The sequence below is a fragment of the Massilia sp. METH4 genome, assembly GCF_037094685.1.
Classification (GTDB): domain Bacteria; phylum Pseudomonadota; class Gammaproteobacteria; order Burkholderiales; family Burkholderiaceae_D; genus Rugamonas.
The window spans coordinates 221,109-240,978 of the sequence record NZ_CP146614.1 but is presented as its reverse complement, the minus strand read 5'-3'; the positions used below and the strand labels follow the sequence as shown (position 1 = coordinate 240,978).

The window sequence follows — 19,870 nt, the reverse complement described above, 5'->3', positions numbered from 1 at the left end:
TGGACCTCGTTATTTGACGGGCAGCTTCGGCTGCCCGTTGTCTTTCCTGGCGCCGTTCCCTGGCTTGGCATGCCCGTTTTCATGGTCGGCAGGCTCCTGGCGCAGCGTGAACAATTGTTCGCTCCCCGGCGCCACGTGCAGCACATTCCACTCGCCCAGCAGCGTCACATGGCCCACGTTGCCGCGCCAGGTGAGCGTGCCCGGCGCCGGGTCCCCCTTGACCGGCGGTTCGCGGTTCGCATCGACGAGCAGCACCTTGCCGTCGTATTTCTCTGCCAGCGTGCGTGCCAGCCGCCGCGTCTCGGCGAAGCCATCGTGCTTGGTCGAGAAGCCGGCCAGCAGTGAAAAGCCCGGCTCGGCATGGATGCGCACGTCGCCGTCCGAGAACAGCACCAGGCCTTCCAGCTTGCGCCGCTTGGCCATGCTGAACAGCCGCTGCAGCCACGCGCGGTTGGCCACCAGCCGGTCTTCGTATTCGCTGTTGCGGCCCGCCTCGAGCAGGTAGTGGTTGTTGGCGGCGGGGAGGTTGATCGTGGCGAACAGCACGCCGCCGCGCTCCCAGTAGGCGTTCTCCGCATAGCTGCGGAATTTCGTGATCGTCGATTGCCGGTTCAGGTCGAGCATGCGCGCACCCAGCGCTTCCTGGCCGTCGTAGAAGATTTCGCGGATACGGTTCAGCCGCTCGATGGCGTTCGAGCGTCCCGCGGAATTGCGGCAGCCGGTCCAGTCGGCGCCCGTCAGCACCAGTACCAGCGGCTGGTCGGACTTGTTCAGCAGGGCCTTGCGCTGCAGGTACAGCTTGTCGCTGCACGGTTCGTCGGCCGACTTGATGCCGGCGGCGATCACGAAGGCCGGCTTTTCCATGTCGGCACGCGCGATCGTGCGTTTCAGGTCGGCGTCGCCCAGCTCGTCGGGGAAGGTATGCCCGATGATGGCGACGTCGAACGACTGTTCGGCCGCCGCCGGCGCCGCCGCGGCATGCAGGGCGGCACCCAGCAGCAGGGAGGCGAGGCCGGCGCGCCGCTTCATGCCGGCACGAGGCGCTTCAGCTGGTACAGCCGGTCCAGCGCTTCGCGCGGCGACAGGGCATCGGGGTCCAGCTCGTCCAGCGCCGCGAGCAGTCCCGCCAGTTTCGGATCTTCGGCCGGAGCCGGAGCGGCAGCCGGCTCGTCGTCAGGATCGGTGGACAGCGCCGCCGCGGGCGCGGCGAACAGGTCCAGCTGCGGCGTGGCATCGAGCGCCTGCGCCTCCAGGCGGGCCAGGTGCTTGCGCGCCGCCTTGATCACGCCCTGCGGCACGCCGGCCAGCTGCGCCACCTGCAAACCGTAGCTTTGGGAGGCCGGGCCTTCCTGCACGGCGTGCAGGAACACGATGCTGTCCTTGTGCTCCACGGCCGACAGGTGCACGTTGGCCGCCGTCGGATGGCTTTCCGGCAGCTGCGTCAGCTCGAAGTAGTGCGTGGCGAACAGCGTGAAACTGCGGCTCGTGTCGATCAGGTGGCGCGCGATCGCCCATGCCAGCGCCAGGCCGTCGAAGGTCGAGGTGCCGCGGCCGATCTCGTCCATCAGCACCAGCGAGTGTTCCGTGGCGCCGTTCAGGATCGTGGCCGCTTCCGTCATCTCCACCATGAACGTGGAGCGTCCACCGGCCAGGTCGTCGGTGGCGCCGATGCGCGTGAAGATGCGGTCGATCGGGCCGATGGTGGCGCTGGCGGCCGGCACGTAGCTGCCCACGTAGGCCAGCAGCGTGATCAGCGCGACCTGGCGCATGAAGGTCGACTTACCGCCCATGTTCGGGCCGGTGATCAGGAGCAGCCGGCGCTCGGCCAGCAGGCGGCAGTCGTTGGCGATGAAGCGCTCGATCTGGTTCTCGACCACCGGGTGGCGGCCTTCGCGAATGTCGATGCACGATTCGGCCACCAGCTTCGGGGCGCACCAGTTGTTGCGCAGCGCGTGTTCGGCCAGCGCCGTCAGCGTGTCGAGCTGGGCGATGGCCGCGGCGATCGTCTGCAGGCAGCCGATGTGCGGCGCCAGGTCGGCCAGCAGCCCGTCGTACAGCACCTTTTCGCGCGCCAGTGCGCGGTCCTGGGCCGACAGCGCCTTGTCCTCGAAGGCCTTCAGTTCCGGCGTGATGTAGCGTTCGCAGTTCTTCAGCGTCTGGCGGCGGCGGTAATCGTCCGGCACCTTGTCGGCCTGGCCGTTGGTGACCTCGATATAGAAGCCGTGCACCTTGTTGTACTCGACGCGCAGGTTGGCGATGCCGGTGCGGGCGCGCTCGCGCGCCTCCAGGTCGACGAGGAACTGGCCGGCATTTTCCGACAGGCCGCGCAGTTCATCGAGCTCGGTGTCGAAGCCGCGCGCGATCACGCCGCCGTCGCGCACCATGGTGGCCGGTTCCGGCATCACGGCGCGCACCAGCAGGTCCACGCAGGGGCCCGGCGACTCGATCTGGCCGTGGATGCGCGAAAGCAGGCTGTCGGCATTGTCCAGGCCCAGCACGCGCTCCAGCGACTTCTGCAGCTTGGGCAGTTGCTGCAAGCCGTCGCGCAGGGCCGCCAGGTCGCGCGGGCGCGCCGTCAGCAGCGCCACGCGCGTGGTGATGCGCTCGATATCGGGCACGTGCTGCAGGTGGAAGCCCAGCGAGCCCGTGGCATCGTCCTGCATCAGCGCGGCAATGGCGTCGTGCCGGCCACGGGCGACGGACTGGTCGCGGCGCGGGTGGTGCAGCCAGTGGCGCAAGAGGCGCGAACCCATCGCCGTGCGGCAGCCATCCAGCAGCGAGAACAGCGTGGGCGCTTCCTGGCCGCGGATCGTCTCCGTCAGCTCCAGGTTGCGGCGCGTGGCGGCGTCCAGCCCGATGAATTCCGTCTCCGTCTCGCACGACAGGTTCTTCACGTGCTGCAGGCCGCGCCCCTGCGTCGATTGCGCATAGCGCAGCAGGGCGCCGGCGGCGCCGAACGCGGGGCCCATGCCATCGGCGCCGAAGCCGGTCAGCGTGGCCACGCCCAGCTGGTCCAGCAGGGCCTTGTGGCCGTGCACCACATCGAAATGCCACTCCGGCATGTTGTTCACGTGGCAGATCGTGATCTCGTCGAACAGGTCGCCGCCATCGGCGCGCAGGATCTCGGCCGGCACGATGCGCTCCAGCTCCTGCTGCAGGCGCGCGTTGACGGCACGCTGGTCGCCCGAGAATTCCATCAGCTTCAGGTTGCCGGACGCCAGCGACAGCCAGGCCAGGCCGCAGGTGACGCCCTTGCGCTGCGTGAGCAGGGACAGGGCCAGCAGCGGGCGCTCGGATTTCTCGGGCAACAGGTCGGAGTCGGTCAAGGTGCCGGGCGTGACGATGCGCACGACCTTGCGCTCGACCGGGCCCTTGCTGGTGGCCGGATCGCCGATTTGCTCGCAGATCGCGCACGATTCGCCCAGCTTCACGAGCTTGGCGAGGTAGCCGTCCAGCGAATGGAAGGGTACGCCCGCCATCTTGATCGGCACGCCGTTGTTGTGGCCGCGCGCCGTCAGCGTGATGCCGAGGATGCGGGCGGCCTTCTCGGCATCGTCGTAGAACAGTTCATAGAAATCGCCCATCCGGTAGAACACGAGCATCGTCGGATGCTCGGCCTTGATGCGCAGGTATTGCTGCATCATGGGCGTGACTTTTTCGGCGGGGCCGTTCTTGACGGCGGCGGCGTTGATCTCTGCGGGGACGTTCATGGCTACGGCTGAGGAATGGTGCGGTTGGGCGTGCATTTTACCCGGTCCGAGGGGTGGATTGAGAAATAGACACCACTCGATGGCTGCCCAAGCTGTCCCGCGCGGCATGCCCGCCGCAGGATCAGCAATGGCTGTGTTGGCAAATTGATTACGGCTGAGGCATGGTGCGCTGAGGCGTGCATCTCACCCTGTCAGCGTACGGCGCTCGACGGGCTCTTCGAGGAACGAGGAGTAGAAGAAGTACAGGTCGTCGGCCAGTTCTTCCGGCGCCTCGAGTGGAACCATGTGGCCCGAGTCATCGGCGTATCCGAGGCAGGACTGCCGCACCCTGTCCGACATTTCCCGCAGGTCGTCGGCAGGGACTTTCTGGTCGAACTCGCCGCCCACGAACAACACGGGGCAACGCAACTCATGCAGCCGCTCCATCAGGTCGGCCCGCTCCATCGACGCCTCGAACTGCGCCAGCATGGTTTCCTTGCCCAGGTCCAGCGCCATCTGATGAATTACCCCCGCGATCGACGGGTCGTGCAGGTGCGGCGGGTGCACGAAGCCGCGCAGCTGGCTGGGCGGCATGCCCGCGAAGGGTTGCGTCTCCAGCGCGGCCATGGTGCGGCGGCGCCGCTCCTTTTCTTCCTCGCCGAGGCCGCGTGCCGAGGCCGCGATCAGCACGAGCGACGCCACCCGGTCCGGGTGCGCCAGCGCGTGCTCGAGGGCCAGGTAGGCGCCCATCGAGAACGCGACGATGTGCGCACGGGGCGCCGTGTGCGTGGCGATAAGCTCCTGCATCTGCGCCCGGGTGCGCGCCCCGTACAGCGGGACGTGGCGCGCCCCGAAGCCGGCCGGCAGCAGCGGCAGCAGCTTGTACCACAGGCGCTCGTCGCACAGGGTGCCGGGAACGAAGTCGATGACCATGGATATTCTCGAGTCTGGGGGACCAGGAATTCTAACGCAGGCAAGGTTTCGGCAGGGAAGTGTGTTCGCGCTTACACTAATCAGCTCTTCAACGCAGCGAAAGGAACCAACATGACCCAACCCCTGACCGTCGTCGCCACCATCACCGCCCATCCTGGCGAGGAGGCCGCCGTGCGCGCCGCCCTCGAGCAGGTGGTGCCGCCCAGCCGCGCCGAAGCCGGTTGCCTGCGCTATGAATTGCATGTCGACAATGCCGAACCGGCGAAATTCGTGATGCTGGAAGAGTGGACGGGCGAGGCGGCGCTAAAGGAGCATGAGGCGACCGCGCATTTCCTGGCCCTCGTGGCGGCGATCGGCAAGGCGGCCGACATCAAGGTCGACAAGCTGACGAAGCTGGCCTGAGCTGATTGCATGATGCAAGCCGGCACAGGCAGCTAAATATTTCTCGCCCCGCACAGGGGCGGCATACCGCCGCCATGGCGGAACAGGTATAGTTCAGCCATGGAAAAGCTCAAAGACTTCGCACAGATCGTGACCGAGGCCCAGCGCGGCGAGCTGGTATTCCCTACCAGCGTCAACGCCGCCCTGTCGTTGCAGATGACGCTGGCCGACCCGGATTGTCACGACGAGGAAGTGATCCGCAAGCTGCTGGCCGAGCCGATCCTGGCGGCGCGCGCGGTGGCGCTCGCCAACTCCGCCGTGTTCCGCTCGAACGGCGCGGCGCTGGCCACCAGCGTGCGCACGGCCGTGATGCGCCTGGGCTACCGCAACCTGTACACGCTGGCGGCCGCGATGGTGGTGCGCCAGTTCGGCGCGAAGATCCGCGATGCGCAGTTGCGCGTGCGTGCCGAGCAATTGTGGAAGTACACGGCGCACGTTGCGGCGCTGGCCTACGTGATCGCCGGCAAGGTGACGCGCACCGAGGCCGATACGGCGCTGTTCGCCGGCATCATGCACGAGGTGGGGGGATTCTACCTGCTGGCGCGCGCCGATGCGATCCCCGGCCTGCTGGACGATCCGGAAGACTGGATGGGCGCCGCGCAGGAAATCATCGCGCGCGAAATCATGAAGAAGCTGCAGGTGCCGGAGCCGGTCGCCCTGGCGATCGTGTCGCTGCGCGGTGGCGCCGTCGGGATTCCGCCCGAAGGCTTGCGCGACACGCTGCTGGTGGCGCGCTACCTGTGCCCGGTACCGTCGCCCCTGCCGCAGGCGCAGGACCATGTGCTGGCGCGCACCGCCGCGCTGGCCGGCTATCTGGAAGAGCACCCGCAGATCGCCGTGCTGATGGACGATGCGGCCGAACAGGCCAAGTCGATGAGTGCGGCGCTGCTGGTATAGAGCCGCGCCGCGCCATTCCTGCCGATCAGGCGCGCGTCTGTTCCAGGATGCGCACGAGCGATTCGATGCCGCGCGCATCCACGTCGTCGAAACGGTTCGGCAGCGGGCTGTCCAGGTCGAACACGCCGGCGATCGTGCCATTCACGAACACCGGCACCACCAGTTCCGAGCGCGACGCCGCGTCGCAGGCGATATGGCCGGGGAAGGCATGCACGTCCTGCACCACGATCGACTCGCCTTTCTCGACGGTGCTGCCGCACACGCCGCGGCCGCGCTTGATGCGGATGCATGCCGGCTTGCCCTGGAACGGGCCCAGCACCAGTTCATCCGGCGTTGGCAGGAAGTAGAAGCCGGCCCAGTTCAGGTCGGGCATCGTATTGAACACCAGGGAACTGAAGTTGGCCGTGTTGGCGATCCAGTCGGTTTCGCCGTGCAGCAGCCCGGTCAGCTGCGAGCGCAGGTCGGCGTACATGGTTTCCTTGGCTTCAAGGGTGTCGGTGCGGTAGGCGGTGTCGGAGAGGGCGAAAGTCATCGTGCGATCCTGTCTGAAAACGCGCATTCTACCGCCTGCGGCAGCAGCGTGCAGGCGGCCCGCGGCCCCGGCTTTCCGGAGGTTTCGTGTAACTTCTTGTCATCTACTTGTCGTTTCAACCATGCGCTGTCATCCTTGCAAACGTTGTAGCATTGCAGCTAATCAGGGCCGGACCGCCCACGAGGCGCCGCCCGGCCTATCCTGTTTGCCGTGAAGACCAGAACCAGTGACTGCACCGATCAATATCCTTGTCGTCGACGACATCCCGCAAAACCTGATCGCCCTCGAGGCATTGCTGGCCCGTCCGGGCCTGAACCTGTTGAAGGCTTCCTCCGGCGCCGAGGCGCTGGAAATGCTGCTCGTGCACGAGGTGGCGCTGGCGCTGGTCGACGTGCAGATGCCGGACATGGATGGCTTCGAGCTGGCCGAGCTGATGCGCGGCAGCGAGCGCACCCGCGCCATTCCGCTGATCTTCCTGACGGCCGCGTCGCGCGAAACGAACTACCGCTTCCGCGGCTACGAGGCCGGCGCGGTCGACTTCATGTTCAAGCCGATCGATGCCCAGGCCCTCGTCAGCAAGGTCAATGTGTTCGTCGAGCTGTACCTGCAGCGCAAGCAGCTGTCGCACCAGCTCGACGAATTGAAGCGCGCGCTGCACATGAACGAGATGTTCATGGCCGTGCTGGGGCACGACCTGCGCACGCCGCTGTCGGTGGTGATGAACGGCGCGATGCTGCTGCCGATGATGACCGATCATCCGAAGGTGGCGGTGACGGCGCAGCGCATCGGCGGCAGCGCCAGGCGCATGGCGCAGATGGTCGACCAGCTGCTCGACCTGGCGCGCATCCGCTCGGGCGACATGCAGCTGAAGAAGGCGCACCGCGACGTGGCCGAGCTGTGCCGCGCGATCGCAGACGAGTTCCAGGCCGCCGACAAGCCGTCGCGCGTGGTGGTCGAGGCGCACGGCGATGCGGCCGCGCCGGTCGATCCCGGCATTTTTGCGCAAGTCATCTCGAACCTGGTCGGCAACGCGCTGCAGCACGGTGAATCGGGGCACGCGGTACTGGTGAACGTGGATGGCAGCGCGCCGGAGCACCTGCGCATCACGATCGGCAACCGCGGCGTGATCCCGGCCGCCCGGCTGGCCGGCATCTTCGAACCGTACCAGCGGCTCGATGCCGCACGCAAATCCGGCCAGGGCCTGGGTCTGGGCCTGTACACCGCGAGCACCTTCGTGCATGCCCACGGCGGAGAGATCGACATCGCTTCCGACGCCGCGCTGGGCACGACGGTGGTCACGGTGACATTGCCGCGCGTGGGCGCGGGTGCCCCGACCGCGCAGGCGCTGGCATGAACGCCATCGGCGAGGCGGTGATGCGCGCTGGCGGCTACCGGCCACGCGGGGGTGGCGCCGTAGGCGAACTGGTACGTGCTTTCGACTGGGCCGCCACGCCGCTCGGCGATCCGGAAACCTGGACACCGGCCCTGCGTACCACGGTCGACATCGTGCTCAACTCGCCGATCGCCATGGTGCTCATGTGGGGGCCGCGGCACGTCATGATCTATAACGACGGCTACGTGGAAATCGCCGGCGCCCGCCATCCGGCCGCCCTGGGCGGCACCGTGCCGGACACGTGGCCCGAGATCTGGGACTGGAACCGCGCGATCCTGGAAGCGGGTTTTCGGGGCGAGACGCAGCAGCATCCGGCCACGCCGCTGACGCTGCTGCGCAACGGCGTGCCGGAAGAGGTGTATTTCGACCTGTTCTATACCCCCGTGCACGACAGCGACGGTGCCGTCGGCGGCGTGCTGTGCACGGTGGTGGACGTGACCGGGCGCGTGCGCATGGAATCGCAGCGCGAGCGGGACCGCGCGCAATTGAATCACCAGAACCGCCGCCTGCGCGAGGAAACCCAGCTGCTGCGCGAGCTGTTCGAGCAGGCGCCGAGCTTCATGGCCGTGCTGCGCGGCCCGCGGCACGTGTTCGAGCTGGCCAACCGGCCCTACCAGCGGCTGGTCGGCGACCGCGACCTGATCGGCAAGCCGGTCGCGGAGGCGGTGCCCGAAGTGCGCGACCAGGGCATCGTCGAACTGCTCGACCGCGTGTATGCCACCGGCGAACCGTACGTGGGCCGGCAGCTGAAGGTCCACCTGCTGGGCGAGGACGGCGAGCTGGAACCGCGCTACCTCGATTTCGTGTACCAGCCGCTGCGCGCGGCCGACGGCAGCGTGACGGGGGTGTTCGTCGAAGGCGTCGACGTCACCGGTCACATCCTGACCGAGGAGCGCCTGCGCATGGCGCAGCAGGCGGGTGGTATCGGCAGCTTCGAGTGGTTCCCCGCCACGGGCAAGCTGGCCGTGTCGCCCGAATACCGCCGCGTGTGGGGCTTGCCGGACGACGTGGAGGTGACGGAGGAACTGCTGGTCTCGCTGGTCGATCCGCGCGACCGCGCGCGGGTGGGGCCGGAGCGGCTGGGCGCCGATTCGAATCCGCTGGCCTATACCGAATACCGGATCCAGCGCCCGGATACGGGCGAGGTGCGCTGGCTGGCGCGGCAGGGCGAGGTGATCGAAGGAGCCACGCCGACGCGGCGGCGCTACGTGGGCGTGGCGTTCGACATCACGGCCCGCAAGCGCATCGAGCAGCAGCTGCGCACCAGCCAGGACCGGCTGGCGGCGATCTTCGGCCAGGCGTCGGTGGGCTTGTCGGAACTGTCGCTGGAAGGGCGCTACACGCGGGTGAACGGCGCGCTGTGCCAGATGCTGGGCCGCTCCGAGCAAGCGTTGCTGGGCATGCACATGGAAGACCTGATCCACCCGGACGACCTGGAGGAAAACCGCGCCCAGGTCGCGCGGCTGCGCGAGACCGGCGTTCCGTTCACGCTGGAGAAACGCTACGCGCGGCCGGACGGCCAGTGGGTGTGGGTCTCCAGCAGCATGAGCCGGCTGGACGACGAGGCCGGCCAGCCGGTGGCGCTGATCGCCGTGAAGACCGACATCACCGAGCGCCGCCGCATCGAAGTGGCGCTGCGCGACCTGAACGACACGCTGGAGCAGCGCGTGAGCCGCGAGGTGGCCGAGCGCGACAAGGCCGAGGAAGCATTGCGGCAGGCACAGAAGATGGAAGCGGTGGGCCAGCTGACGGGTGGGGTGGCGCACGACTTCAACAATGTCCTGCAGATCATCTCCGGCAACCTGCATTTGCTGGCGCAGCAACTGGGCGGCGACGACGCCGCACGGCGGCGGCTCGACATGGCGATCGCCGCCGTGGAGCGCGGCGCCAAGCTGTCGTCGCAATTGCTGGCGTTCGCGCGGCGCCAGCCGCTGCAACCGGTGGTCACCGACCTGGGGCGGCTGGTGGCGAACATGGACGAGCTGCTGCGCCGCGCGCTGGGCGAGGCGGTCGACCTGCAACTGGTGGTCGGCAGCGGCTTGTGGAACACGCAGGTCGACCCGGGCCAGCTGGAGAACGTGATCCTGAACCTGGCGATCAACGCGCGCGATGCGATGGAGGGTGCCGGCCGCCTCACCATCGAGCTGGGCAACGCGGTGCTGGACGAGCGCTATGTCAGCAAGCTGGTCGACGTGCCGGCGGGCCAGTACGTGATGCTGTCGGTGACCGATACCGGTTGCGGCATGACCCCCGAGGTCCTGCAGCGGGCCTTCGAACCGTTCTTCACCACCAAGCCGGAAGGCGAGGGCACCGGGCTGGGCCTGTCGATGGCGTATGGCTTCGTCAAGCAGAGCCGCGGGCATATCCGCATCTACAGCGAGCCCGGCCAGGGCACCAGCGTGAAGATCTACCTGCCGCGCACGATGCTGGCCGACAGCGACGGCGAGGCGGAGAGCAACAGCGCGCGCACCGGACCCGTCACGGGCGGCAGCGAAACCATCCTCGCCGTGGAAGACGATCCCGGCGTGCGCGCCGTGGTGCTGGACATGCTGGGCGCGCTCGGCTACCGCGTGCTGTCCGCCGAGAATGGCGAACAGGCGCTGCGCATCCTCGAATCGGGCGAACACGTGGACCTGCTGTTCACCGACGTGGTCATGCCTGGTCCGCTGCGCAGCCCCGAGCTGGCGCGTATCGCCCAGCAGGTATTGCCGAACCTGGCGGTGCTGTTTACGTCCGGCTACCCGCAGGACGCAATCGTGCATGGCGGCCGGCTCGATGCCGGCCTCGAACTGCTGAGCAAGCCCTACCGCCGCGAAGACCTGGCGCGCAAGCTGCGCCATGTGCTGAACAACCGCCGGCAGCAGGTCCAGGCACGCGAGCGACAGCTGGCCGCCCAGCACAGCCTGCTCGAACCGCAGCCGCAGCACCCGCAACATGCCTCGCTGCGCGTGCTGGTGGTGGAGGACAACCAGGATTCGCTGCAGATGGTGTGCGAGCTGGTGGGCATGCTGGGGCACACGGTTTCCGGCGTCTCCGATGGCGAACAGGCCTGGCAACTGATGCAGGAGCAGGACTTCGATGTGCTGTTCACCGACGTGAGCCTGCCGGGCATGTCCGGCATCGAGCTGGCACGCAAGGTGGCCAGCTCGATGCCGGTGCGCATCATCTTCTCGACCGGTTACGGCAAGGAAGCGCTCGACCACCTGGAATTCGAGGCGGCCTGCCTGCGCAAGCCGTACGACCTGATGGACCTGCAGGCGGCGCTCGACAAGGTAGAGCGGCCGGCCTGAACGATTTTTTCACTCACGCGGAGGAGCACATGAGCACCGAACTGGTTTTGCTGGGCTGGACCCTCGTACTGGCGATCGTGCAGATCATGCTGCATGCCTCGCTGCGCAACCGCGAGACAGGGATCGATTACAACGCCAGCGCGCGCGACGAGCCGGCCCCGCCGCCCGGCAAGGTCACCGCGCGACTGGAGCGCGCCAAGCTGAACCTGTTCGAAACCCTGCCGCTGTTCATCGGCGCGGTGCTCGCCACCCACGTGGCCGGCGTGACCGGCACGCTGACCTGGTGGGGTTGCTGGCTGTATTTTGGCGCCCGCGTGGTCTACGTGCCGCTGTACGCGTTTGGCGTGCCGGTCGTGCGCTCGCTGGTCTGGCTGGTCTCGATGGCCGGGCTGGCGATGGTGCTGTTCGCACTGCTTCGCGCCGCCTGACATGCGCTGATTTTCCCGGGAAAGGCCTCCTACATGCAGAGTAGGCAGTGTCCTATGGCGGCTGGTCAGTAAGCGAACTATCGTGTTCTTACGACAGTCCACGGACGCCACGGCGCACCTCATTGGAAGAGAACATGGTAACGAGAAACCTGAGCGCCAGCGAACAACGCGGCGCGCAACGGGCGGGTGCGGCGCTCACGCGGCGCATTCGCAACCTGCTCCACAACGTCTTCGGCGTCGACGCGCTGCGCGCCGGCCAGCAGCACGTGATCGACAGCGTGCTCGAAGGGCGCGACACGCTGGCCATCATGCCTACCGGCGGCGGCAAGTCGCTGTGTTACCAGATTCCCGCCTCGATCTTCAAGGGCACCACGGTGGTGGTATCGCCGCTGATCTCGCTGATGAAGGACCAGCTGGAAAAGCTGGAGGAAATCGGCATCGGCGCGGCGCAGCTCAACAGCAGCCTGTCGCGCCAGGAAGAGCTGGACGCGCTCGAGAGCATCCGCAACCACCACAGCCGCATCGTGTTCTGCACACCCGAGCGCCTGGTTACCCCGGAATTCATCGAGGTGCTGCAGGAAACCCACATCTCGCTGCTGGTGGTGGACGAAGCGCATTGCATTTCGCAGTGGGGCCATGATTTCCGTCCGGCCTACCTGGAGATCGGCGCCGCATTGCGGGCCCTCGGCCAGCCCCCCGTGCTGGCGCTCACGGCCACGGCGACCGAGGCGGTGATCGAGGATATCTCCCAGCAACTGGGTGCGCGGCGCATGAACGTGATCAACACGGGCGTGTTCCGGCCCAACCTGCATTACCGCGTCATCCAGGTCACCAATCCCGCCGAGAAAACGGCCGAGGCGCTGCGCCTCGTGCGCGAAACGGCCGGTGTCGGCATCGTGTACGCGGCCACCGTCAAGGCGGCCGAGGAAATGCACGCCGCGCTCGAACAGGCCGGCGAAAGCGTGGCGCTGTACCACGGCCGCCTGCCGGCAAAGGAGCGCAAGGAAAACCAGGACCTGTTCATGGCGGGCGAGCGGCGCGTGATGGTGGCCACCAATGCCTTCGGCATGGGCATCGACAAGAGCGATACCCGCTTCGTGATCCACCTGCAGGTGCCGGCCAACCTGGAAGCGTATTACCAGGAATCGGGCCGGGCGGGGCGCGACGGCGAACGGGCCGAATGCACGCTGCTGTATTTCCAGGACGACAAGCGCCTGCAGCAATTCTTCCTCGTCAAGCATTACCCGACCGCACAGGAATTGCGCGAGGTGTATGAAGCGGCGGCGGCACGGGTACCTTGCCAGTCGTCCGTGATCTGCGAGGCGGTGGCCGACATCCCCGATGCGCAGCTGAAGGTGTGCCTGAAGTTGCTGAAGGATGGCAAGCTGCTGCGCCAGAACCGCAAGCTCGACTGGTTGCTGACGAACCGCGACGCGAAAGCGGCCGACTTCGCGCAACTGGCTACGGTCTACGAGCAAAAGCAGGAGCGCGACCACGAGTCGCTGGAGCAGATGGTGGCGTATGCCCAGAGCGGCTACTGCCGCTGGAAGCTGCTGCTCGACTACTTCGGCGACGAGACGGAAGGGCGCAAGGCCGCCGGCTGGTCGTGCGGCTGCTGCGACAACTGCGTATCGCCCCCCGCGGTGCAACCGATCGAGGATGAGGAGCCGCTGTTCGAGGACCCTCCCGAACCGGTCGCGCCACAGCCCCCCGCGTTTACCGTGGGCAGCCAGGTGAAGGTGCCGAAGTTCGATATCGGCACCGTGCTCGCGGTGGCCGGCGACCAGATCACCATCGAGTTCCCGGAAAATACGACCAAGACCTTCATGGCGGAGTTCGTGCAGCCGGTTTGAGGGCGCTGCGGTTGAAACGCCGGCTTCGCATGATGTAACCCCGACAGCGAAGAGCCGGGGCCAGAGAGGAGTGCAGGCATGCATGCCTGCACCGTTTCCCAGGCGCGGAGCATGCTCCGCGAAACCCCTGCTGCACCCCGGCGGCGCATAGCCCGGAATTCAAGGAGCACCGCTCCTTGCCCGCGCAGCGATGCTGGCCCGCAGGCGGGCATACCTCGCTGACCCCTGCTTTGCAGCGGGTGAAATGGCTTGACCCGGAATCGACCCGCCCAGAAGTTTGCCCGTGCGACACTGTGCGCTGGCGGACAGATCACCAACCTTCCGCTGGCTAGAATGGCTATAAGGAGGAGCACTTTATGGCCGGGGACATGGTCGTGGTGCGCAGGGAAGGGCTGTACTGCGTGCCGGGAGATTTCTATATCGATCCTTGGCGGCCCGTCGACCGTGCCGTCATCACCCATGGCCATGGCGACCATGCCCGCGTGGGCCACGGCCACTATCTGGCGGCCGAAGGCGGCGTGGGCATCCTCAAGTCGCGCCTTGGCGACATTGCCGTGCAGGGCTTGCAGTACGGCGAGACGGTCGAGCACAACGGCGTGCGCATCTCGCTGCATCCGGCCGGCCACGTGCTGGGCTCGAGCCAGGTGCGCATGGAATGCGGCGGCGAAGTCTGGGTCGCTTCCGGCGACTACAAGGTGGAGGGCGACGCCACTTGCGCGCCGTTCGAACCGGTGCGCTGCCATACCTTCATCACCGAATCCACGTTCGGCCTGCCGATCTACCGCTGGGAACCGCAACAGCAGATTTTCGACGACATCAACGCCTGGTGGCGCCGCAACGCCGAGCAGGGGCGCGCCAGCCTGATGCTGTGCTATGCGTTCGGCAAGGCGCAGCGCATCCTCTCGGGCCTCGACCCGTCGATCGGGCCCATCGTCTGCCATGGCGCCGTCGAGCCGCTGAACCGCGTGTACCGCGAGGCAGGCGTGCCGCTGCCGGAAACGCGCATGGTCAGCGAGGTGGACAAGGCCGACCTGAAGCGCGCGATCGTCATCGCACCGCCCTCGGCCGGCGGCTCGCCCTGGGTGCGCCGTTTCGGCGACTTTTCCGACGCCTTCGCCAGCGGCTGGATGCTGCTGCGCGGTGCGCGGCGCCGGCGCGGCGTCGACCGCGGCTTCGTGCTGTCCGATCACGCCGACTGGCCGGGGCTGATGTCCGCCATCAAGGCCACCGGCGCCGAGCGCGTGGTGGTCACGCACGGCTCGATCCCGATCATGGTGCGCTGGCTGTGCCAGAACGGCTACGACGCCAAGGGCTTCGATACCGAATACGGCGACGACGAGGCCGAGGATGCGGCGGCCGCCGGGCCGGCTGCGGATGGCGTGAAGGCGCAGCCCGTGGTCCCGCCCGATCCCCACCCGGACGCCAAGCGCTGGGCCGTGCCGGAGAAGGCGGAAGCGGCCCGCGCCGCCGGTACCGCCGACCGGTCCACGGCCGACGGGGAGGAGGACGCCGATGCGTGAATTCGCGCGCCTGTACGCGGAGCTGGACGAGACCACCGCCACCAACCGCAAGCTCGAGGCGCTGAAGAGCTACTTCAGCCATGCCGCGCCCGAGAACGCCGCGTGGGCCGTGTATTTCCTGGCCGGCGGCAAGCCGCGGCAGGCCATTCCCGTGAAATTGCTGCGGCAATACGCGACCGAATACGCGATGCTCGACGAATGGCTGTTCGACGAGTGCTACAACGCGGTGGGCGACCTGGCCGAGACCATCGCCCACATCCTCCCGGAGCCGAAACAGCGCAGCGACATCGGCCTGGCCGAATGGATCGAGCAGCGCATCGCGCCGCTGCGGGGCGCCGCGCCGGAAACCATCCGCGCCGCGCTGTTCCAGTACTGGGACGAGCTGGAAACCCGTGAGCGCTTCCTGCTCGTGAAGCTGATCGGCGGGGGCTTTCGCGTGGGGGTGTCCAAGCTGCTCGTGACGCGCGCCCTGTCCGGCATTGCCGCCGTCGATGCGAAGCTGATCGCCCAGCGCCTGATGGGCTGGACCGACGGCAGCGTGCGGCCGACCGCGAAAGGTTTCCTGCAACTGATCGCGCAGGAGTCGCCGGACGAGCATGCGCAGCGGGGCGGCCAGCCGTACCCATTTTTCCTGGCGCACCAGCTCAATGCCGATCCGGCCACGCTGGGCGAGCTCGATCGCTGGCAGGTCGAATGGAAGTACGACGGCATGCGCGCACAGATCGTCAACCGGGGCGGCAGCTGGGTATGGTCGCGCGGCGAAGACCTGATCACCGAGCGCTTTCCCGAACTGGCCGCGCTGCGCCTCCCTGATGGCACGGTAGTCGACGGTGAAATCCTGGTCTGGCGGGACGGCGATTCACCGGCGCCGTTCGCCGACCTGCAAAAGCGCATCGGCCGCAAATCGCTGTCGCCCAAGTTCCTGGCCGAGTATCCGGCCGTGCTGGTGGCCTACGACCTGCTTGAGCGCGATGGCGTCGATTTGCGCAAGCTGCCCCAGTGCGAACGCCGCACCCTGCTCGAGCAGCTGGTGGCGGAGATGAACGTGCCGCAACTGCGCCTGTCGCCACTGGTGGAGGCGCAGAGCTGGGAAGAACTGGCGACGATCCGCGAAGAATCGCGCGGGCGCGGTGTCGAGGGCATGATGCTCAAGGCCAAGGAGGCGCAATATGGCGTGGGGCGCACGAAGGACGTGGGCACGTGGTGGAAATGGAAGATCGACCCCTACAGCGTGGATGCGGTGCTGATCTACGCCCAGGCCGGCCATGGCCGCCGCGCCTCGCTGTACACGGATTACACGTTCGCGGTGTGGGCCAGCGACGGCAATGGCGGCCGCCAGCTGGTACCGTTCGCGAAGGCGTATTCCGGCCTCACGGATGCCGAGATCGCCCAGGTGGACAATGCGGTGCGCCGCACCACGGTCGAGCGCTTCGGCCCCGTGCGCCACGTGCGGCCGACGATGGTGTTCGAGATCGGCTTCGAAGGCATCCAGGCTTCGCCGCGCCACAAGTCGGGCATCGCCGTGCGCTTCCCGCGCATCCTGCGGCGGCGCGACGACAAGGCCGTGGAGGAGGCGGACACGCTCGACATGCTGCAAGGCTTGCTGGCGCAGGCATCGGGCGCATGACGGCGGTCGACGACTGGTTCGCCGCGCGTGGCTGGACGGTCTTCCCGTTCCAGCGCGCGGTGTGGGATGCCGCGCTGGCCGGGGAGTCGGGCATGCTGCACGCCACCACGGGTTCGGGCAAGACCTATGCCGTGTGGTTCGCCGCGCTGCTGCGGGCCATGGCCGCGCCGCAACGCCGGAAGGCGGGCTTGCGGGTGCTGTGGCTGACGCCGATGCGGGCGCTCGCCGCCGACACGTTGCGGGCGCTTGGCGAATCGGCGGCGGACCTGATGCCGGGGTGGAGCATCGACGCGCGCACCGGCGATACCTCGTCGGCCGCCCGGGCGCGGCAGGCGAAACGCTTGCCCGACGCGCTGGTGACGACGCCGGAAAGCCTGTCGCTGATGCTGTCGAAGGCCGACGCGCAGGAACAGTTCTCGCTGCTGGACATGGTGATCGTCGACGAATGGCACGAACTGATGGGCAACAAGCGGGGCGTGCAGGCGCAGCTCGCGCTGGCGCGGCTGCGGCGCTGGAATCCGAGCCTCGTCGTGTGGGGCCTGTCCGCCACGCTGGGAAACCTGCAACGGGCCCGGGAAGTGCTGCTGGGGCCCGAACTGCCCGGCACGATCGTCGAGGGCAGCCTGCGCAAGGAAATCGTCGTCGACACGCTGATTCCGGCGAATCCGTCGCGCTTTCCGTGGGCCGGCCACCTGGGCATCCAGATGCTGGGGCCCGTGATCGGCGAAATCGAGCGGCACGCCACCACGCTGGTGTTCTGCAACACCCGCTCGCAGGCCGAGCTGTGGTACCAGAACATGCTCGATGCGCGGCCCGACTGGGCCGGCCTGATCGCGCTGCACCACGGCTCGCTGGACAAGGAAGTGCGCGACTGGGTCGAGCTGGGCTTGAAGAAAGGGCAGCTCAAGGCCGTGGTGTGCACGTCGAGCCTCGACCTGGGCGTCGACTTCCTGCCCGTCGAGCGGGTATTGCAGATCGGCAGCGCCAAGGGCATCGCCCGCCTGTTGCAACGGGCCGGCCGCTCCGGCCATGCCCCCGGGCGCGTGTCGCGGGTGACCCTGGTGCCCACGCAAAGCCTGGAATTGCTGGAAGCGGCGGCCGCCATCCAGGCCGTGAAGGACCGCGACATCGAATCGCGCCCCGTGCCGGACAAGCCGCTCGACGTGCTCGTGCAGCACCTGGTGACCGTGGCGCTGGGCGGCGGCTTCCGTTCCGAGGCGCTGTACGAGGAAGTGCGCACGGCCTGGTCCTACCGCGACCTGACGCCGGAGGAATGGCAATGGGCGCTCGATTTCGTGGCCCGTGGCGGGCAGAGCCTGACCGTATATCCGGAATACCGGCGCGTGCTGCCGGACGAGGAGGGCGTCTACCGCGTGCCGGACGCGGCCATTGGGCGGCGGCACCGGATGGGCATCGGCACCATCGTCTCGGAGGCCATGATCCAGGTGAAGTTCCAGAGCGGCGGGCGGATCGGCACCGTCGAGGAAGGGTTTATCGCCCGGCTGAACAAGGGCGACCACTTCCTGTTCGGCGGGCGCATCCTCGAATTCATCCGCGTGCACGAGATGACGGCCTATGTGAAGCGCGCCACGGGCGCGAAGGGCGCGGTGCCGCGCTGGCAGGGCGGCAAGATGCCGATGTCGTCGGAACTGGCGCACGCCGCGCTGGAACAGATGCGGCTGGCCACGGAAGGCATCTACCGGGGCCCGGAGATGGAAGCGGTGCGGCCCTTGCTGGAAATCCAGGCGCGCTGGTCGGCATTGCCGACGCCGCAGCGCACCGTCATCGAAAGCGTGCACAGCCGCGAGGGACATCACCTGTTCATGTATCCGTTCGCCGGGCGTTCGGTGCACATCGGGCTGGCTTCGCTGCTGTCCTATCGGGTGGGGCGCATGCGGCCGGCCACGTTTTCGATCGCCGTCAACGACTACGGCTTCGAATTGCTGGCGCCGGAAGACATTCCTTGGCCGGACGTGTTCGCCGCCAGCGCGGGGCGGGACGTGGGCCTGTTCACGACGGAAGGCTTGCTGGAAGACGTGCTGGCCAGCCTGAACGCCACCGAGCTGTCGCAGCGGCGCTTCCGGGAGATCGCCCGCATTGCCGGACTGATCTTCCAGGGTTACCCGGGGCAGCCGAAAAGCAACCGGCAATTGCAGGCATCGTCATCGCTGTTCTTCGAAGTGTTCCGCAAGCATGACGCGGGCAACCTGCTGCTGACGCAGGCCCAGCGCGAAGTGCTGGAGCAGGAGCTGGAACTGAAGCGCCTGCGCGCCACGCTGGAGCAATTGCAGTCCCGCGCCGTCAGCTACCATGAGACGAAGCGGGCGACGCCATTCGGCTTCGCACTGATGGTGGAACGCTTCCGCGAAAAACTCAGTACCGAAAAGCTGTCGGACCGCGTGGTGCGCGTGCTGCGCGAACTGGAGAAGGCGGCCGGGCCATGAAGGAAGCGGCGGCGAACGGGGGCAAGGCGATCGAACTGGCCGGGGAGCAGGTAGCGCTGCTGCCGCAGAAGGCCCTGTACTGGCCACGGGCGCGCATGCTGGTGGTGGCCGACATTCACTTCGGCAAGGCCGCCTCGTTTCGCGCGCTCGGCGTGCCGGTGCCGCGCGGCACCACGAGCGAAAACCTGGCGGGCCTGGACGCGTTGCTGGCGGCCCACGATACCGGGCACATCCTGTTCCTGGGCGACTTCCTGCACGCGCGGGCGGCGCATGCCAGCGCCACGCTGCAGGCGATGCTGGCATGGCGCGAGCGCCACCCCACGCTGGCGCTGACGCTGGTGCGCGGCAACCACGACCGGCATGCGGGCGACCCGTCGCGCCTGCTGCGGATCGACCTGGTCGACGAGCCGCACCGGATCGGCCCGTTCGCGTTTTGCCACCACCCTGACCTGCCCGATGAACAGGTGGGTGACGGCTATGTGCTGGCGGGCCATGTGCATCCCGTGTACCGCCTGGCCGGGCGCCGCGAGAGCTTGCGGCTGCCCTGTTTCGCCGTCGGCGTGCGGCGCGCGATCCTGCCGTCGTTCGGCGCGTTCACTGGCGGGCATCCGGTCGAACCGGGGCCGGGCGAGCGGTTTTTTCTCGTGGCCGATGACGATATCCACTCGATAAGTCTTTAGTAGGCATTCTCCTACAGGTAGACATGTAGCCGTCCTATATTTGCTGTTCAGTGCTTCCACTACCATGAAGTCTCCTGTTGCCCGAACGTTATTACAAAGATCGTCGCTGGTCGGTATCCCGCTCGGGCACGGGAGCCTTCCTC

Annotated in this window: 14 protein-coding genes; 10 read left to right on the top strand and 4 right to left on the bottom strand. The window is 67.5% G+C overall.

Going from position 1 to position 19,870, the window contains the following annotated elements; translation table 11 throughout:
- Positions 1–9: 9 nt before the first annotated feature.
- The 3 genes from V6Z91_RS01145 to V6Z91_RS01135 all read right to left on the bottom strand — a co-directional run bounded on the left by V6Z91_RS01145 (position 10) and on the right by V6Z91_RS01135 (position 4,622).
- Positions 10–1,029, bottom strand: coding sequence for a hypothetical protein (locus V6Z91_RS01145; protein WP_338765515.1), 1,020 nt, complete (start codon positions 1,027–1,029; stop codon positions 10–12).
- Entirely contained in the window at positions 1,026–3,710 is a 2,685-nt protein-coding gene (gene mutS, locus V6Z91_RS01140; RefSeq protein ID WP_338765513.1) for a DNA mismatch repair protein MutS, read from the bottom strand. Before mutS ends, V6Z91_RS01145 begins: the two co-directional genes overlap by 4 nt.
- A 183-nt stretch (positions 3,711–3,893) precedes the next feature.
- Positions 3,894–4,622, bottom strand: coding sequence for an alpha/beta hydrolase (locus V6Z91_RS01135; protein ID WP_338765511.1), 729 nt, complete (start codon positions 4,620–4,622; stop codon positions 3,894–3,896).
- 111 nt (positions 4,623–4,733) lie between these two features.
- On the opposite strand from V6Z91_RS01135, the gene V6Z91_RS01130 reads away from it, so the two are divergent.
- Positions 4,734–5,024, top strand: coding sequence for a putative quinol monooxygenase (locus V6Z91_RS01130; protein ID WP_338765509.1), 291 nt, complete (start codon positions 4,734–4,736; stop codon positions 5,022–5,024).
- Positions 5,025–5,123: 99 nt separating this feature from the next.
- Positions 5,124–5,960, top strand: coding sequence for an HDOD domain-containing protein (locus V6Z91_RS01125; protein WP_338765507.1), 837 nt, complete (start codon positions 5,124–5,126; stop codon positions 5,958–5,960).
- Positions 5,961–5,985: 25 nt separating this feature from the next.
- On the opposite strand, the gene V6Z91_RS01120 is transcribed toward V6Z91_RS01125, so the two are convergent.
- On the bottom strand, positions 5,986–6,432 hold the full coding sequence (locus V6Z91_RS01120; protein ID WP_338772138.1) for a GAF domain-containing protein: 447 nt from the start codon (positions 6,430–6,432) through the stop codon (positions 5,986–5,988).
- Positions 6,433–6,718: 286 nt separating this feature from the next.
- Between V6Z91_RS01120 and V6Z91_RS01115 the strand changes: the two genes are divergently transcribed.
- The 8 genes from V6Z91_RS01115 (at position 6,719) to pdeM (ending at position 19,727) form a co-directional block, all read left to right on the top strand.
- A complete protein-coding gene (locus V6Z91_RS01115) occupies positions 6,719–7,846 on the top strand; it encodes a hybrid sensor histidine kinase/response regulator (protein WP_338765504.1) in 1,128 nt (375 codons plus the stop codon).
- The gene (locus V6Z91_RS01110) at positions 7,843–11,175 is read left to right on the top strand and encodes a PAS domain S-box protein (RefSeq protein ID WP_338765502.1); all 3,333 of its coding nucleotides are present in this window, start codon (positions 7,843–7,845) and stop codon (positions 11,173–11,175) included. Before V6Z91_RS01115 ends, V6Z91_RS01110 begins: the two co-directional genes overlap by 4 nt.
- 29 nt (positions 11,176–11,204) lie before the next feature.
- Positions 11,205–11,603, top strand: coding sequence for an MAPEG family protein (locus V6Z91_RS01105; RefSeq protein WP_338765500.1), 399 nt, complete (start codon positions 11,205–11,207; stop codon positions 11,601–11,603).
- 134 nt (positions 11,604–11,737) lie between these two features.
- Positions 11,738–13,456 (top strand): ATP-dependent DNA helicase RecQ, encoded by a 1,719-nt coding sequence (locus V6Z91_RS01100; protein WP_338765498.1) that lies wholly within the window; start codon positions 11,738–11,740, stop codon positions 13,454–13,456.
- A gap of 356 nt (positions 13,457–13,812) precedes the next feature.
- A complete protein-coding gene (locus V6Z91_RS01095; RefSeq protein ID WP_338765496.1) occupies positions 13,813–14,976 on the top strand; it encodes a ligase-associated DNA damage response exonuclease in 1,164 nt (387 codons plus the stop codon).
- Entirely contained in the window at positions 14,969–16,603 is a 1,635-nt protein-coding gene (locus V6Z91_RS01090; protein WP_338765493.1) for an ATP-dependent DNA ligase, read from the top strand. Before V6Z91_RS01095 ends, V6Z91_RS01090 begins: the two co-directional genes overlap by 8 nt.
- Complete coding sequence (locus V6Z91_RS01085; RefSeq protein ID WP_338765490.1) at positions 16,600–19,047, top strand: ligase-associated DNA damage response DEXH box helicase; 2,448 nt, start codon at positions 16,600–16,602, stop codon at positions 19,045–19,047. Before V6Z91_RS01090 ends, V6Z91_RS01085 begins: the two co-directional genes overlap by 4 nt.
- Entirely contained in the window at positions 19,044–19,727 is a 684-nt protein-coding gene (gene pdeM / locus V6Z91_RS01080) for a ligase-associated DNA damage response endonuclease PdeM (RefSeq protein WP_338765487.1), read from the top strand. The genes V6Z91_RS01085 and pdeM overlap by 4 nt, the downstream gene beginning before the upstream one ends.
- Positions 19,728–19,870 lie beyond the last annotated feature (143 nt).